This window comes from Streptomyces sp. NPDC093546 (assembly GCF_044765045.1).
Lineage (GTDB): Bacteria > Actinomycetota > Actinomycetes > Streptomycetales > Streptomycetaceae > Streptomyces.
In genome coordinates this window covers 344900-360772 of the sequence record NZ_JBIWJG010000001.1, presented here as the reverse complement: position 1 = coordinate 360772, position 15873 = coordinate 344900, and the positions used below count along the sequence as shown (strand labels likewise).

At 73.6% G+C, this 15873-nt stretch carries 11 protein-coding genes; 1 reads left to right on the top strand and 10 read right to left on the bottom strand.

Translation table 11 applies throughout. The features are described from left to right. The 10 genes from ACIRNI_RS01575 to ACIRNI_RS01530 all read right to left on the bottom strand — a co-directional run bounded on the left by ACIRNI_RS01575 (position 1) and on the right by ACIRNI_RS01530 (position 14522). The gene (locus tag ACIRNI_RS01575) at positions 1-1080 is read right to left on the bottom strand and encodes a DUF1702 family protein (protein ID WP_403547345.1); all 1080 of its coding nucleotides are present in this window, start codon (positions 1078-1080) and stop codon (positions 1-3) included. Between the two features lies 1 nt (position 1081). Then, positions 1082-2422 (bottom strand): ABC1 kinase family protein, encoded by a 1341-nt coding sequence (locus tag ACIRNI_RS01570; RefSeq protein ID WP_403547344.1) that lies wholly within the window; start codon positions 2420-2422, stop codon positions 1082-1084. Positions 2423-2489: 67 nt separating this feature from the next. Further along, a complete protein-coding gene (locus tag ACIRNI_RS01565; protein ID WP_403547343.1) occupies positions 2490-3041 on the bottom strand; it encodes a hypothetical protein in 552 nt (183 codons plus the stop codon). 252 nt (positions 3042-3293) lie between these two features. Next, complete coding sequence (locus tag ACIRNI_RS01560; RefSeq protein WP_403547341.1) at positions 3294-4838, bottom strand: MFS transporter; 1545 nt, start codon at positions 4836-4838, stop codon at positions 3294-3296. A gap of 202 nt (positions 4839-5040) precedes the next feature. Then, positions 5041-7671, bottom strand: a complete 2631-nt coding sequence (gene glgP, locus ACIRNI_RS01555) for an alpha-glucan family phosphorylase (RefSeq protein WP_403547339.1) — start codon at positions 7669-7671, stop codon at positions 5041-5043. Between the two features lie 110 nt (positions 7672-7781). Further along, positions 7782-9086: a flavin-dependent oxidoreductase gene (locus ACIRNI_RS01550; RefSeq protein WP_403547337.1), complete on the bottom strand. Its 1305-nt coding sequence runs from the start codon at positions 9084-9086 to the stop codon at positions 7782-7784. Between the two features lie 13 nt (positions 9087-9099). Then, positions 9100-10290 carry a monodechloroaminopyrrolnitrin synthase PrnB family protein gene (locus ACIRNI_RS01545; RefSeq protein ID WP_403547335.1) on the bottom strand — a complete coding sequence of 397 codons (1191 nt, stop codon included), beginning with the start codon at positions 10288-10290 and terminating at the stop codon, positions 9100-9102. Between the two features lie 69 nt (positions 10291-10359). Next, a complete protein-coding gene (locus tag ACIRNI_RS01540; RefSeq protein ID WP_403547333.1) occupies positions 10360-11772 on the bottom strand; it encodes an MFS transporter in 1413 nt (470 codons plus the stop codon). A 181-nt stretch (positions 11773-11953) separates the two neighbouring features. Continuing rightward, the gene (locus tag ACIRNI_RS01535; RefSeq protein WP_403547331.1) at positions 11954-13405 is read right to left on the bottom strand and encodes a 4-hydroxyphenylacetate 3-hydroxylase family protein; all 1452 of its coding nucleotides are present in this window, start codon (positions 13403-13405) and stop codon (positions 11954-11956) included. Between the two features lie 151 nt (positions 13406-13556). Then, positions 13557-14522: an AraC family transcriptional regulator gene (locus ACIRNI_RS01530; protein WP_403547329.1), complete on the bottom strand. Its 966-nt coding sequence runs from the start codon at positions 14520-14522 to the stop codon at positions 13557-13559. A gap of 117 nt (positions 14523-14639) precedes the next feature. On the opposite strand from ACIRNI_RS01530, the gene ACIRNI_RS01525 reads away from it, so the two are divergent. Then, on the top strand, positions 14640-15605 hold the full coding sequence (locus ACIRNI_RS01525; RefSeq protein ID WP_403547327.1) for an SDR family oxidoreductase: 966 nt from the start codon (positions 14640-14642) through the stop codon (positions 15603-15605). Positions 15606-15873 lie beyond the last annotated feature (268 nt).

The following is a 15873-nucleotide window of genomic DNA, read 5'->3' as shown; positions in this document are numbered from 1 at the left end:
TCAGTGGTCTCCTCGGCGGCTGCGGAGGTACAGGTCCCGGATCCCGGCGCGCCACAGCTGGTAGTGGCCGGTGCCGGTCGCGGCGGGCCCGAGCGCCGCACGGGAGCGGTCGGTCCAGTCGGCCGCCTCCTCGACGGTGGTGCCCGTCAGGACGCGCGCGGCCTCGCGGGTGTGCTCCGGGACGAGGCCGGAGACGTGGTGGGCCGCGCAGGCGAAGGCGGAGCCCTGGGCGAGGTCGGCGCGGTGGGCGCCGGCCGCTTCGGCGAGGCGGTGCAGCTCCGCGGGGGTGGCGCCGCCCGCGTACGTGGCGGCGAGTCCGGCGCCGCTCCACAGGTCGCCGCGGCGGTCGGGCGGGAACTCGGCGACGCGCGGCACGAGGCCCTCGGGGTCGGCGCACTCGTGGAACCAGAGGGCGCGACCCAGGCCCTGGTCCCGGATGGCGCGTTCGTCGGCGGTCAGGCCGCGCTCGACCTGCTGCCGCCCGATGACGCGGTCGGGGTGGAAGAACCCCTGGTGGAATCCGTACCCGTCCCAGGCGAGCCACTGCTCGGGCGGGTGCGCGGCGGGCAGGCCGCCCCGGGGCCGCAGGCCCAGGCGCGCGTACGCCCATCCCGCGCCGACGTGCACGAGGTGCGGGTACCGGGCCGCGGGCCCGGAGACCAGGGCGGCGAACCTGCGGCCGCGTGCGCCGGTGAGCAGGTCCAGTACGGAGCAGGCCATGCCGGCGCCCTCGTAGGCGAAGCCGCGCCGCTCGGGCGGGAGGCGCTCCACGTCGGCCGCCAGCCCGGCCAGGGTGCGGGCGTCGAGCGCGGCGTGGAAGCCGGCGAGGAAGGCCTGTCCGGCCGCCTGGAGGATGTCGCGGGCCGGGCCGGGCCGCAGCCGGAAGCGCCGTACGCCGAAGTCGACCTGCGCGGTGTCCTGGCGCAGCAGGGGGATGACGATGCGGCGGAGGGGGCGCGGCACCACGGGGGTGGCCCGGGGTGGCCGGGGCGGCGTCGCTTCCTCGGAGGCGGCGGTGTCCGGTCCGGGCGGCGAGGGGCTGGACGGCGAGGGGCCGGACGGCGAGGCGTGGGAGAGCATGTCAGCCGGACTCCTGTTTCTCCTGATTTCTTTGGGCGTTGTCTCTCTGGGCGGCGAGAAGCGCGCGTTCCATGAGGGCGGTGATCAGGTACGGCTTGGCGACGGCCTGGAAGTCCAGGTCCGGGCCGAGGTCCCGTACGGTGCCCTCCAGGACCAGCAGCGACAGGATCGGGAAGACGAACTGCGGGTCCGCGTACAGGCCGTGGCGGCGCTGGAGCGCGAAGAGCCGGGCGGCGAAGGACATCAGGTCGAACGTGGCGGCGGTCGCGTCCCCCCGGGAGGCGACGAGCTCGGCGAGCTCGCGCCGGAATCCCTCGGTGTCGGTGCGCGGCCCGGGGCGCGTGGTGGAGAGCACGATGTCGGCGCAGGTCCGGCCGTCCCCGGCTCCCATCGCCTCGAAGAAGTCGGTGAACTTCTCCCGGGACTGTTCGGTCAGGCGCACGGTGAAACCGGCGTCGACGACGGTCACCGCGCCGCCGGGGCCGCAGACGAGGTTGCCGGGGTGCAGGTCGCAGTGGACGAAGCCGTCGAGGAAGAGCATGTGGAAGGCGGCGCGCAGGGCTGTCACGGCGGCCTGCGCGCCGCCCGCTCTCCTCTCCCCGTCGTGCAGGTCTTCGAGGTACTCCATGACCAGGACGTCCGGGCCGCAGAGCTCGTCGTACACCTCCGGGACGCGGACGTCCGGCTCTTCCGCGAGGTTCTCCCGTAGGAAGCGGAGGCTGCGCCGCTCGAGGTCGAAGTCGAGCTGTCCGCGCAGGGAGCCCGTCAGCTGCCGCACGATGTCCACCACCGGGACGCCGCGCAGCGGTGGCAGCGGCGCGACGAGCCGGGCGAGCGTCAGCATGATCGCCAGGTCGGTGGTGAGGAGCCGGACGACACCGGGGCGGCGGACCTTGAGGGCGGCGGTGCGGCCGTCGGCGAGCCGGGCCCGGTAGACGCAGGCGATGGTGCCCGCGGCGACCGGGGGGCGCCCGGCCAGGCCGGGATCGTCCCGGAGGGCGTGTCTCAGCTCGGGTGGGAAGCGGCGCGTCCCGTCCCCGAGCGGGAGGGGCGACACCTGGTCGTGCAGGGTGCTCAGCACCCGGGCGACATGACGGGGGACCAGGTCGGCGCGGGTGCTGAGGATCTGGGCGGCCTTGACGAAGGCCGGCCCGAGTGCGGTCACCGTGGCGAGGAGCCAGGCGTCGCGCCGCGGCGCGAAGCGGTCCTTGCCCGGCGACAGTGAGCAGCGCAGGGCGATGAGGCCCAGGACGGCCAGCCGGACCGTCAGGACGAGACAGACGCGCAGGCTTCGTACGCAACCCGCGACGACCGTCACCTTCGGAATCCGGGCATGACGCATCAGGGCACCCCCACGCTCGCTGCACTGGTGGCCGGTCAGCGTGCTGCTGCCGGCCGGCTACGGCGGCTCAGCCGCCGACGCGGACCGGGAACTTGTCGATGGTGGCGATGACCTGGTCGGTGTCCGGGTGGACGAGCTTGATCGGGGTCTCCAGCCGGTACATGTCCCCGTCCGGCGGGAACTTGCTGAGCTCCGGGCTCAGCAGCTTCGCCGGCTCCTTGGTGCGCAGCTTCATCGGCTCCGGACGGGCTCCCGGGGCGGCGCCCTCACCGGGCGGCCGCTCGATGGTGAGCGTGAACGACAGGAACATCACGGCGCTCAGCTTCGGCGGGAAGTGCTGGACGATCTTCAGGAGGCTGTCCGGCGTCGCCTCCATGCTGTCCTGCTCGATGGTGATCTTGCCCAGCTGCGGGTGGTCGGCCTCCACCTTGTGGCCGACGACCTTGAGCACGACGGCCTTGTGCGGCGGCTGGTCGGGATGGGCCTCCACCCGGACCTTGATGCCGCCCTTGAACTCGACGTTCACCAGGGCGGTGCGGACCTTGAGCGGGACGTTCGCGGCGTAGCAACTACAGGGGATTTCGGCGCCGACCGACGGCAGCACGGTGGTTGTGGGCACGAGAAGAACCTCCGAACGTTACTCGGGGAGTGGGTGATGTGCACTTACGACATTCCCGAGTGCCGCCATTCGGACCATTTCCTCTGCCATATTCACCCATCCGCGTGACGGACAAGGAAGGGAAAGGTGGCGCGCCGGTAGATTTCCAGGGCGCATGCCAAACAAGCAGTGTTATTTACCTATGAAATTGCGGCTGGAATTGGCGAGATCACGCCACGGAAAAGGGAACCGGCCTGATACGGACGGCCCGGCTCAGGCCTCGTCCAGCCCCCGCCCCCGCGTCTCCGGGGCGAAGAACACGAACGCCAGCGCCGCCGCGGCCAGCGGCGCGGCCGCCACCAGGGCCGTGACCTCCATCGGCGGAACCGCCGCGGCGGCCACCGAGAGGGCGAGGATCAGCACGCCGCCGACCTTGCTCACCGCCGCCGCCCAGCCCGTGCCGCGCGCCCGCAGCGCCGTCGGGTACACCTCGGAGCTGTACGCGGCGACCACGGCCGCGGTCGCGCTGATGCCCCACAGCGGGACCAGCAGCAGCAGCCGCATCAGCGACTCGTTCCCGGCGACCTCCTCGCCCGCCGCCGCGAGGACGACCAGGGCGGCCGCCGCCGCACCCGCGACGACGACCGCCGTGCGCCTGCTGCTCCACAACCCGTACAGCAGCGCGGTCAGCACGTTGAGCGGCAGGCTGATCAGGGCGCTGTCCCGCAGGACGCGGGCCGACGACGCCTCCAGGTAGCCGATGCGGGCGAGGTTGACGGGCAGCCACATCTGGAACCCGTACGTCAGCAGGCCGGCGCCCGCCGCCAGGACCGTCAGCACCGCCGTACGCCCGCCGAACCCCCGCTCCCACAGCCGCCGGTACCCGGTCCGGGGCCCCCGCGCCGGTCCGGACTCCGGCCCGGACTCCGGCCCGACCGGCACCAGGGCCGCGCCGTACCGCGCCAGCACCTCACGCGCCTGCTCGGCACGCCCGGTGGCGAGCAGAAAGCGGGGCGACTCCGGGATCCAGCGGTTCAGCACCAGCAGGAGCAGCCCCGTGGGCAGCCCCACCAGCCACAGGGCCCGCCACCCGAACTCCGGGGTGAGCACCGCCGCCAGCCAGCTCGTCAGGGCGTACGCGACCGTGACGTTGCCGCCGATCAGCACCATCAGCCAGCCGCGGTGCCGGCGCGGCACCGTCTCCGCGAGCAGCGTGAAGGCGATCGGGATCATGCCGCCGGCCGCCGCGCCCATCACCAGGCACATGAGCACGTTCCACCAGAACCCCGGCATGGCGCCGCAGACGGACGTCGTGGCGAACAGCACCCCGGCCAGCAGGATCGCGTTGCGCCGCCCGATCCGGTCGCCCAGCCAGCCCCACACGAAGGAACCCACCATGGTGCCGGTGATCCCGGCCAGCGGCAGCCAGGCCACGGGTACGCCACCGCCGGGGCGCAGCGGCGAGGCGAGGCCGTACTCGGCGGCGACCCCGGGCACGACCAGCGACAGGGTCAGCGGCTTCATGACGTCGATCGTCACGGCGAGCGAGAGCACGAGCAGCAGGGCGACGTGGGCGGGACGCAGAGGCGCGTCGTCCTGGGGGCGCACCCGGACCGCTGCGATCGCCGCCTCGCGGCGCAGCGCCTCGGCCCGGGGCGGCCACAAGCCGGCCAGCACCGCCGCCACACCGCCCACGATCAGCGCCATGCCCGCCACCATGGCCGGGTCCGGCGCCATCCCGGCCATGTGGTAGCCCATGTGACGGGACGCGAGGAACATCGGCAGGTGCAGCACCGTGCCGGCCGTCCCGGCGGCCACCCCGAGCCAGAACAGCCCCGGGCGGGGAAATCCCCCCGCACTCGCCCCCGTTCGCGGCGTGCCTTTGCCCTTCATATTCCGCCCCCTCCCCTGGTGCATTCATGAATGCCCGTCACGGTGGCCACCCATACCGGGCCGAAAAAATTCCGCATATGAAAGGGAAAGAGGCCCGGCCGCACAGCGGCCGGGCCCCGCATGGCGGCTAACGCATCAGCACGCCCGCGCCCTCCCCCGTCGTCTCCGTCGGCAGCGCCACCAGGCCCAGGTCCGCGCCCGCCGGCAGCAGCCGGTGTGCGGGCAGTATCCGCACGGTGTAGCCGAACGGGCCCGTACGGTCCAGGGTCAGCGGCCCCTCGTACACCCAGCGGCCCTGCTCGTCCGGCCCGCCCGACGGCTTGAGCGGCACCTTCTGGGCGTCGCGGAGCCGGTCGTCGGTGTCGACGCGGCCCGCGACCGCCTGGACCTCCACGTCCTCGGGCCGGAGGTCCCCGAGGGCCACCCGCACGCGCAGGGCGAGCGTGGCGCCGAGCTCGGCGGTGCCGTTGGCCTCGTCGACCTCGACGTGGTCGACGGTGACGCGCGGCCACGCGGCGCGCACCCGCGCCTTCCAGGCGGCCAGTTCGCGCGCCGCGTCCTCGTCCAGCGAGCGGTGGGCCAGGGCGGCCGGGGTGTAGAGCCGCTCCACGTACTCGCGCACCATGCGCCCCGCCAGCACCTTGGGGCCGAGGTTGGCGAGCGTGCGGCGGACCATCTCGATCCACCGCTCCGGCAGACCGCTGCCGCCCCGGTCGTAGAAGCGCGGCGCGACCCGCTGCTCGATCAGCTCGTACAGCGCGGCGGCCTCCAGGTCGTCGCGCCGGTCCTCGTCCGTCGTCGGGCCGTCGGCGGTGGGGATGGCCCAGCCGAAGTCCGGCTCGTACCACTCGTCCCACCAGCCGTCGAGCACGCTCAGGTTGAGACAGCCGTTGAGCGCCGCCTTCATCCCCGACGTACCGCACGCCTCCAGGGGCCGCAGCGGGTTGTTCAGCCAGACGTCGCAGCCGGGGTACAGCTTCTGGGCCATGCCCATGCCGTAGTCCGGCAGGAAGACGATCCGGTGGCGCACGCGCGGGTCGTCGGCGAACCGCACCAGCTCCCGCACCAGCCGCTTGCCGCCGTCGTCCGCCGGGTGGGCCTTGCCCGCCACCACGATCTGCACCGGCCGCTCCGGGTGCAGCAGCAGCCTCGTCAGCCGCTCGCGGTCCCGCAGCATCAGCGTCAGCCGCTTGTACGACGGGACGCGGCGCGCGAAGCCGATGGTGAGGACGTCGGGGTCGAGGACGCCGTCGATCCAGCCGAGCTCCGCCGAGCCCGCGCCGCGCTGCCGCCACGAGGCGCGCAGCCGCGCCCGCACCTCCGTCACCAGCTGTTCGCGCAGCTCGCGCCGGAGCTCCCAGATCTCGGCGTCGGCGATGTCCGTGACGGAGTCCCAGCGCTGGGAGCCGCCGACGCTCAGCGCGTCCTCGGCGCGCTGGGTACCGATCTTGCGGGCGCCGAGCCGGAAGACCTCGGGGGCGACCCAGGTGGGGGCGTGGACGCCGTTGGTGATGGAGGTGATCGGCACCTCCTCCGGGTCGAAGCCCGGCCACAGGCCCGCGAACATCTCGCGGCTGACGGCGCCGTGGAGCGTGGACACGCCGTTGGCGCGCTGGGCGAGGCGCAGGCCCATGACGGCCATGTTGAAGAGGCCGGGCTCGCCGCCCGGGTAGGTCTCCCGGCCGAGCTGGAGGATCCGCTCGACGTCGACGCCCGGCAGCTCCGCGCCGTCGCCGAAGTGGCGGGCGACGAGCTCGCGGTCGAAGCGGTCGATGCCGGCCGGGACGGGCGTGTGGGTGGTGAACACGGTCCCGGCGCGCACCGCCTCCAGGGCCGCGTCGAACTCCAGTCCGCTCTCGGTCAGTTCGCGGATGCGCTCCAGGCCGAGGAAGCCGGCGTGGCCCTCGTTGGTGTGGAAGACCTCGGGGTCCGGGTGGCCGGTCAGCGCGCAGTACGCCCGGACGGCCCGCACTCCCCCTATCCCCAGCAGCATCTCCTGCAGCAGCCGGTGCTCGCTGCCACCGCCGTACAGCCGGTCGGTGACGTCCCGCTCCGAGGTGCCGTTCTCCTCGACGTCCGAGTCGAGCATCAGCAGCGGTACGCGCCCGACGCGCGCCACCCAGATGTGCGCGTGCAGCCGGCGGCCGGCGGGCAGCGCGAGGGAGACGCGGACGGGGCAGCCGTTCTCCTGCCGCAGCAGGCTCAGCGGCAGCTCGTTGGGGTCGAGGAGCGGGTACTGCTCCTGCTGCCAGCCGTCGCGCGAGAGGGACTGGCGGAAGTAGCCGTGGCGGTAGAGCAGCCCGACGCCGATGAGCGGGACGCCGAGGTCGGAGGCGGCCTTCAGGTGGTCCCCGGCGAGGATGCCGAGGCCGCCGGAGTACTGCGGCAGGGCCGCGGTGACGCCGAACTCCGGCGAGAAGTACGCGACGGCGGCGGGAAGTTCGCCGTCCGAGGCGCCCTGGTGCTGCTGGTACCAGCGGCGGCCGTGGAGATAGTCGTCGAGGTCGTCGGCGGCGGCGGCCAGGCGGCGCAGGAACCGCCGGTCCTTGGCGAGCTCGGCGAGGCGCGCGGCGGGCACCGAGCCGAGCAGCCGTACGGGGTCGCCGCCGGCCGCACGCCAGCCGTCGGGGTCGACGGTCTGGAACAGCTCGCGGGTCTCGGTGTGCCAGGACCAGCGCAGGTTGCGCGCGAGGTCGCTGAGCGGGCGGAGGGGTTCGGGGAGGACGGGGCGCACGGTGAATCGACGGATTGCCTTCACGTGTTCCACCTTCGCAGGGCAGGTACGTATCGGGGCGGACGCACCACGGTGTGCGTCCGCCTTCACCCTTCGACGGTAGTGGCACGGTGCCACCGTCAACCACGGCGCACTCAGGGGAGCACGCTCACCGCCACCTCGTAGGGTGAGCCCGCGTTGACGGCCGCCGGGTCGAACGCGCCGGTCAGGGCGTAGCGCGCGGCGATCTCGGCGCGCTCCTCCGGCGGGATCACGGCGTCGATGTCGGTGAAGCCGCCGGGCGCGCGCTGGTGGGCCAGGTTGATGACGACCTCGGGGCCCAGGCGGCGGTTGGCGCGCTGGAGCTCCGTCATGGCGGGGCGCCGGTCCGCCTCGTAGGCGGCGAGGGCGTCGGCCGGGTCGCGGTACAGCGCCATGGCGTGGGCGAGGGCGCGGGCGTCGACGATGGACTGGGTCGCGCCGTTGGAGCCGATGGGGTACATGGCGTGGGCGGCGTCGCCGATCAGGGTGGTGCGGCCGTGGCTCCAGCGGGCGAGGGGCTCGCGGTCGACCATGGGGTACTCGTAGGCGCCGTCGGAGGCGCGCAGGACGTCGGGGACGCTGACGCCGTCGAACTCCCACCCCTCGTAGTGGTGGAGGAAGTCGCCGACGGGGACCGGCTGGTTCCAGTCGCCGCGTACGGCGTCGAGGCGCTCGGCGCCGGCGATGCGGTCGGCGGGCATCGCCAGCGCCCAGTTGACGAGGACCTCCGGGCTGCGCAGGGTCGGCTCGGTCATCGGATAGACGACGGCCTTCCGGCGGTCGTCGCCCGCGATGAGCATGAAGGAACCGGTGTCCTTCGCCGCCATCCGCGACACGCCGCGCCACACGAGCATGCCGTTCCACGGCGGCGGGCCCTCGCCCGGGTGGAGCGCGGCGCGGACCTCCGAGCGGATGCCGTCGGCGCCGATCAGGACGTCCGGCTGGAGCGAGGCGAGGCCGCGGGTGGCGCCGGTGCGGTGGGCGAGGCGGACGCGCGGGCGGCCGTCGGGCAGGATCTCCAGCCCGGCGACGCGGACGCCGCCGACGATCGCGGCAGGGCCGAGCCGCTCCCGTACGGCCTCGGCGAGGACGAGCTGGAGGTGGCCGCGGTGGATCGACAGCTGGGGCCAGCGGTAGCCGGCGCGCAGGCCGCGGGGCTCACGGGAGATGAGGCCGCCGGAGCGGTGGTAGTAGCGCAGCTCCCGGGTGCGTACGGCGTCGGTCTCCAGGCGGTCCAGGACGCCGAGCGCGTCGAGCTCGCGGACGGCGTTGGGCATGATGTTCAGTCCGGCGCCGACGGAGCGGATCTCGCGGGCGGCCTCGACCACGGTGACGCGCTGGAACCCTGCGGCGTGCAGGGAGAGCGCGGCGGTGAGACCGGCGATGCCGCCGCCGGCGATGAGTATGTGCGGGGTCATGGGGGCGCTCCTCTCACGCGGCCGGTGCGGGACGGTGCGGCGCGGCGCCGCTCGCCGTGGCCGCGGTCACGGGCACGGGTGCGGGGGCGGTGGCCGGCCGCGGGGGTGCCACCGAGCGGCGCACCAGCGTCTCGTTGTCCCGCGTCAGGTCGAGGACCTCGCGCAGCAGCGCCACCGGGGCGCCGCCGCTGCCCTCGTCGTACAGCCGCAGCTCGTCGCTGTACGCCTTGCGCGCGATGCCGATGTGCCGGGCGCGGAACGTCTTGAGGATGCGCAGCACGCGGGCGAGCGAGCGGGCGGAGGCCACGAGCTGGGGCGGCAGCCGGTGCACGGTCTCCCAGCTCAGCGCGGCGGACAGCTTGCTGACGGCGGAGACGCCTCCCTTGTGGGCCGCGTAGAAGGCGCGCCACGACGGCAGGCTGTACTGGACGGACTCGTCGAGGAAGGCGTCGTACGCGGGCTGGGAGCGGTCGCACTGCCAGAGCGTCAGGTCCACCAGCCACAGCGGGACCTGCGCGGCGGCGGGCCCGAGGTAGTCGCGGCCCGCCACGTCGATCTCCTCGAAGTAGGAGCGCAGCGTCTGGGCGAAGAAGACGGGCGTGACGTTGGCGACGGTGAAGTCGATGGCGTCGACCATGGACTGGACGTGCTGTGCGGTGCGGTCCAGCGCGAGGGCGAAGCCCGGGTCGTACGGTTCGAGGCGGGCGAGCTGCGCGCAGGTGTCGAGCGCGGCGACGAGGCTGGGGAAGACCATCCGGACGGCTTCCTGGAGGTGGGCCTCCATCTCGTGGCCGGTGTACATCCGCTGGCGCCGGCCGAGCGGGTTCCAGGTGGTGTAGTGGTGCACGGTGTCGCGGGGCACCATGTCGGTGCGGCGGGCCAGCTCCTCCAGGACGGGCAGGACCTCGGGCACGACGGCGAGGGGTTCGGTGCCGTGACGTTTCAGCGAGCCGAGGAGCATGCCGAGGTCGCGCATCCCGGCGAGCGCCTCGACGACGCTCCACTCGGCGACCCGGTCGAGGTCGGGGATGAGGGCGCGCAGCGCGACGGTGAGCGCCGGGACGTCGGCGTCACGGTTCATCGCGGGGAGCGCGGCGAGCAGCGGATCGGCGCCGAGTGGATCGGCCGCGCGTATCTCGGCTATGCGGTAGCGCGGTTCGGCGACGGTGTCCAGACCGGGCGCGACAAGGTCGTACAAGGTCAACGGGAAGCCCCCCTCGGGCAGTCTCGGGTCGGGGTGGTGGCGCGGCCGCTCGGTCAGGCGGCCGCGCGGTTACCGCAGGTCACCCACCCGGTCGTGGCGTGGCGGCGCCGGTACGGGCGCGGGCGGGGTCAGCCGTACGGACAGCAGTGCGGCCACCGCCGCGAAGGCGGCGCCGACGAGCAGGGCGGCCTGGAAGCCGGCCGTCTCGGCCGCCGGGGTCGCCGCCCCGGACGCCGCCGTGCCCGTACGGGCGGTGGCGACGGCCACCAGGACGGCGAGGCCCAGGACGGAGCCGAACTGCTGACTGGTGTTGATGAGCCCGGAGGCCAGGCCCGTCTCGGCGGGCGAGGCCTCGGCGGTGGCGGCCACGTTGGTGGTGACCATGACCAGCGGCAGGGCGACACCCAGCAGGAGGCTGGGTGCGAAGACGGTGGTGAAGAAGGTGCCGTCGGGCGTGAGGGCGAACGCGAGCCACACCATGCCGACGAGGAGGAGGACGAACCCGAGGACCGTGGCGGCGCGCAGGCCGAGGCGGCCGATGATCCGCCCGGTCTGCGGAGCGGTGGCGACGACGACCACGGAGAGCGGCAGCAGCCCGAGCCCGCCGCCCAGCGGCGAGTGCTCCAACACCTGCTGGAGGTACAGGCTCACCAGGAAGAACATCGGGAACAGCGCCATCTGGGCGAGCGCGCTCAGGCCGTTGGCGAGCCGCAGCGTGGGCCGCTTCAGCACGGCGGGCGGCACGAGGGGCCGCGCGATGCGGGTCTCCAGCACCGCGAAGGCGGCGAGCAGGACCAGCCCGGCCGCGCCCGCGACGAGGCTGCGGCCGACGAGGGCGTACGCGACGAGGCCGAGGCCGACGGTGGCGGTGAGCGCGCCGAGCAGGTCGAAGCCGCGCTCGGCGCCGCGGGTGCCGCCGTCGAGGAGGCGGAGCGCGAGGACCGCAAGGAGCGCGGCGACGGCGACGTTCAGCCAGAAGGTGGAGCGCCAGCCGAGGACGTCGGTGAGGACGCCGCCGAGCACGGTGCCGAGCACCCCGCCGAGCCCGCCCATCGCGGCGAACGCGCCGAGCGCCTTGTGCCGCGCGGGCCCGTCCGGAAAGAGGATCAGCAGCAGCGCGAAGGCGGCGGCCGCGGCGAGCGCGGCGCCGACGCCCTGCACGGCGCGCGCGGCGACGAGCGCCCCGGCGGAGCCGGCGAGCGCGCCCACGGCGGAGGCGGCGGCGAGCAGCCCGAGCCCGGCGACGAACAGCCGCCGGTGGCCGAGCAGGTCGGCGGTGCGCCCGCCGAGGAGGAGCAGGCCCCCGAAGGTGATGAGGTAGGCGTTGGCGACCCACGACAGCCCGGCGGAGCCGGAGCCGAGGTCCTCGCCGATCGACGGCAGCGCGACGTTGACGATCGCCGTGTCCATGATCAGCAGTAGCTGCGTGGCCGCGAGCAGCGCCAGCGCGCCGCGCAGCGGCCGCGTCCGGGTCCCACTCACCGCCGCACCTCCGGCACGGCAGGCCGGGCGGCAGCGTGCCGCGCCGCGGGCGCCGAGCGCCGACAGCGGCGCGTCGGGCGCGGCACCGCCGCCCCGGCCGGGGGCAGGGCCGGGTCCGGGCAGGGCCGCCGCACGGCGGCCACCGCGGAAACATCGGGCACCACCGGCGACAACGTCCGCGTCACCGGGACGCCCCCAGCTCGTAGCCGTCCAGGCAGGCCTGCGCCAGGGACTCGCACGCGGCGGTGTCGCCCTCCCAGGCCTGCTGCATCAGGTAGACGTGCGGTGCGCCGTGGTAGAAGCGCTCGTACTGCTCGTGGCGGCCGGCGAACTCCGAGCCGAGCGCGTCCCACGCCAGCTTCAGCAGCTTGATCCGCTCCTCGGCCGGGGTGCCGGGCGAGCGGATGTACTTGCGGACCAGCGGGCCGAGCTCCGGGTGGAGCAGGTCCTCGCCGGAGGCGGGGAGCTGGATGAGGCCGCCGCCCGCGAGGAGCTTGATCTCCTGGACGGTCTGCGGGTAGAGCTCGCCGGCCATGATGCGCTGCGCGAAGGAGATGTCCTTGCCGGGCATCACCCCGCCGCGCCCGCCGTCGACCTGTTCGTACGACGCCTCTGCGGCCAGCACGAACGCCTTCGCCTGCGCGACCCGCCCCATCAGCCGGCCGATCGCCTGGGTGACGGGCGGCAGCTGGTACGTGTTGTTGGCCTTGGTCAGCAGGATGGCGACGCCCGTCAGGAACTCGAGCTTGGTCCAGAAGCGGGTGGCCGCCTGGTGGACGAAGTTCAGGTACGCCGGCGTCTGCCACCACATCCGGAACGACACGTCGACGTTCCGGTAGGCGAGCACCCGCTCCCAGGGCACGAAGACGTCGTCGCACACCAGCAGCGCGTCGTTCTCGTCGAAGCGCGAGGAGAGCGGGTTGTCGAAGACGCTGCGCGCCTGCGCCTCGTACGACGTGCGGGAGAGGAACTTCAGCCCGGGGGTGTCGATCGGGATGGAGAAGCAGACCGCGTGCTCGACGTCCTGCGGGGCGAGCGGCTCGATGGTGCCGACGATGACCTCGTTGCCGAAGACGGCCGCGGTGCCGATCATCTTGGCGCCGCGCACCACGATCCCGCCGTCCTTCTCGGCGACGACCCGCACCACCAGGTCGTCCTCCTCCTGCTCGGAGGCCGGCTTCGTCCGGTCGATCTGCGGGTTGGTGATGGTGAAGGTCGGGTACAGGTCACCCTCGGCGAGCCGCCGGTGGTACGCGAGGGCGGCGTCGGATCCGTCGTACGCCTCCGTCGTGAACAGCCCCGGCACCGCGGCGAAGCCGGCCGCGCCGCCCGCCATGTAGTCGGGCGTGCGGCCCAGGAAGCCGAAGCTCGCCTCCGCCCACACCTTGTACGCCCGGCGGCGGGCGACGAGGTCCTCGTACGAACGCGGGATGGCGTACGCGCGGTGGACGCCGCCCTGCGTGAGGACCGGCGTGTGCTCGGAGTCGTGCGCCAGGTCGTACAACCGCGCGATCGACGCCGCGGTGTTACGGAAGGCGGGGTGCGAGGTGACGTCCTCCACCCGCTCGCCGTCGAGCCATATCTCGCGCCCGTCGCGCAGCGACGCCAGATAATCCTGACCGGACCTGGTCACCTGTTCTCCTCTTGCGTAACGGCATTGCCGCAGCAGAGCCTGTCTGGCCGTAACGGCCTGCGGCAATGAACGTCCGTCCAGCCGCACTTAAGAACCTGCCAGTGGGGTCGGGGTACGTACCGGTCGGAATGGACCCGGGCCGCGGGCCTGCTCACGCCGCCGTCGCGCCCGAGCGGTACTCCCCCGGCGTCACACCGAACCACTTGCGGAACGCCAGGTGGAAGCCGACCGCGCTCTGGTAGCCGACCCGCTGCGGCACCGCCGACTGCGGCAGCGACGTCTCGCCGAGCAGCCGTGCCGCCTCCTGCATCCGCCGTCCCGTCAGATGGCGGGCGGGGGCCTCGCCGACCAGTTCGCGGAAGGCGGCGGTGAAGGCCGAGCGCGACATGCCGACCTCCTTGGCCAGGGACTCGATGGTCCACGGCTCCGCGAACCGGGTCGCGATCATCACCAGCGCCCGGCTGATCCCGGGGTGCCGCAGCACCGGCAGGGACGCCGGGTTCTCCGCGAACTCGCGCAGCAGCGGCCGCAGCGCCAGCACCAGGGCCATCTCGAAGGCGCGCAGGGTGATCAGCCGGTCCCCGGGGCCGATCGGCCGGTCCGGAGAGGCGAGCAGCCGCAGCGTGTCGCGCAGCAGCGGCTCGCGGTCCACCTGGGAGCGGTCGAGCACGAGCACCCAGGGCAGCGCCTTGTACAGGCCGGTCGCGGCGCTGGCGTCGTAGTGCAGCCCGGCGCACAGCAGCCGGCTCTGCGGGCCGCCGCCGGAGATGCGGATCTCGCCCGAGGTGCCGGGGACCCGCTCGGGCAGCATGGCCTTGAGCGGCACGCCCTGCCGTTCGGGCCGGTCGGCGAGGCGGTGCGCGGTGCCCGTCGGGAAGACGGCCAGGTCCCCGGCGTGCAGCTCCTGCGGCGCCTGGCCCTCGGCGGTGATCCAGCAGCCGCCCTGGACGATGTAGTGCAGGACCGCGCAGCTCTGCTCGGCGTCGCCCTCGATCGCCCACGGGGCGCTGACGTGCCAGCGGCTGTCGAAGACCCCTGTGAGGCGCAGCGGCTGCAACAGCTCGCTGAGGAGGTCGTCACTGTCGGTACCTGCTTGATCGGTGCGTACGGTGTCCATGGACGATCCTTCAACCCCCGCCCCGGTTTGTTAATTGATCGGCCAAAGCCGTCGCCGCCAGCCTGTGGAGTGCCGTCATGGCAGCAGAGACACCCTATCGAAGGGCCCTTCAGGCACATGTCCGATCACCTTTCCCAGCCCATGCAGACGCCCGCGCCGATGCGGGTCTCGGTCGTGGGGGCGACCGGTTTCCAGGGCGGCGCGATCGCCCGTCTCCTGGCGGAACGGCACCACCGCGTCCGCACCCTTACCCGCCGTCCGGAGGGCGACCGGCCGCCGCTGCCGGGCGTCGCCTTCGCCTCCGGTGACCTGGCCGACGCCGAGGCCGTACGGCAGCTCTTCGACGGGGCGACGCACGCGGCGGTGACGATGCCGCTGGTGTACGAGCCCCAGCGAGTCCGCCGGTACGCGCGCAACATCGCGGCGGCGGCCGTGGACTCCGGGGTGCGGCGTCTGGTCTACAACGCCAACACGCGCGTCCCGTCGGTCTCCACCGACGTGGCGGCGTTCGAGACGCGGCGGATCACCGAGGAGGTGCTGCGCGACAGCGGCGTCCCGCTGGTGGTGCTGCGCCCGCCGGTCTACCTGGACAACCTCTTCAGCCCGTGGAACGGCCCCGCCCTGGTCAACGACGGGGTGCTCGCCTATCCGCTGCCCGCGCACACGCCGACGGCCTGGCTCTCGCACCGGGACCTGGCGGAGGCGGTGCTGGCGGCGCTCACCGCGGACGGCGTGGAAGGGCGGACGTTCGACATCGGCGGCGAGCGGACGCTGACGGGCGACCAGCTGGCCCAGGCCTTCGCGCGGGGTCTCGGCCGTCAGGTGCGGTACCAGGCGCTGGATCCGGTCGCTTTCGAGCAGGGCCTGGCGGCGGTTCTGGGCCCGGCCGCGGCGGCCGGTGTAGCGGGCATCTACCACTACATGGCGTCGGGGACGGACGAGACGCTGATGGCGGGTGACGACGGCGCTTCGGCGCGGGCGTTGTCGTTGCGGCAGGCACCGGTGGACGAGTGGGTCAGCCGGCAGCCGTGGCAGGTGTGGGCCAACGACCCGGAGGAGCACAACGCCCAGTCCCGGGCGTGAGGATCGCTCCTCGGCATCTGCCCGACGGCTCCTCGTCACCCATTCGGTGGAAACAAGCCAACCGGTCCCGGAATCAACCATACGGGGCCGGTTTCCCGTTTCCCTGATGCACCGTAGGAGTTAACAACGCGCCGGATTGCCCACCCGAACGGTGTGGGAAGGCTCCTGCGGTACCCGCCCACCCGAGTGAACCCGGACAGGAGCGGTGATGCCTGCGCCCCGCCACTCGTCAACGGAGCAGCTACAAAGAGCGATACCCCGTACGCAA

Coding starts and splice junctions, on each gene's coding strand:
- ACIRNI_RS01575 (WP_403547345.1), bottom strand. CDS start 1,080: ATGCTCTCCCACGCCTCGCCGTCCGGCCCCTCGCCGTCCAGCCCCTCG.
- ACIRNI_RS01570 (WP_403547344.1), bottom strand. CDS start 2,422: ATGCGTCATGCCCGGATTCCGAAGGTGACGGTCGTCGCGGGTTGCGTA.
- ACIRNI_RS01550 (WP_403547337.1), bottom strand. CDS start 9,086: ATGACCCCGCACATACTCATCGCCGGCGGCGGCATCGCCGGTCTCACC.
- ACIRNI_RS01530 (WP_403547329.1), bottom strand. CDS start 14,522: ATGGACACCGTACGCACCGATCAAGCAGGTACCGACAGTGACGACCTC.
- ACIRNI_RS01525 (WP_403547327.1), top strand. CDS start 14,640: ATGTCCGATCACCTTTCCCAGCCCATGCAGACGCCCGCGCCGATGCGG.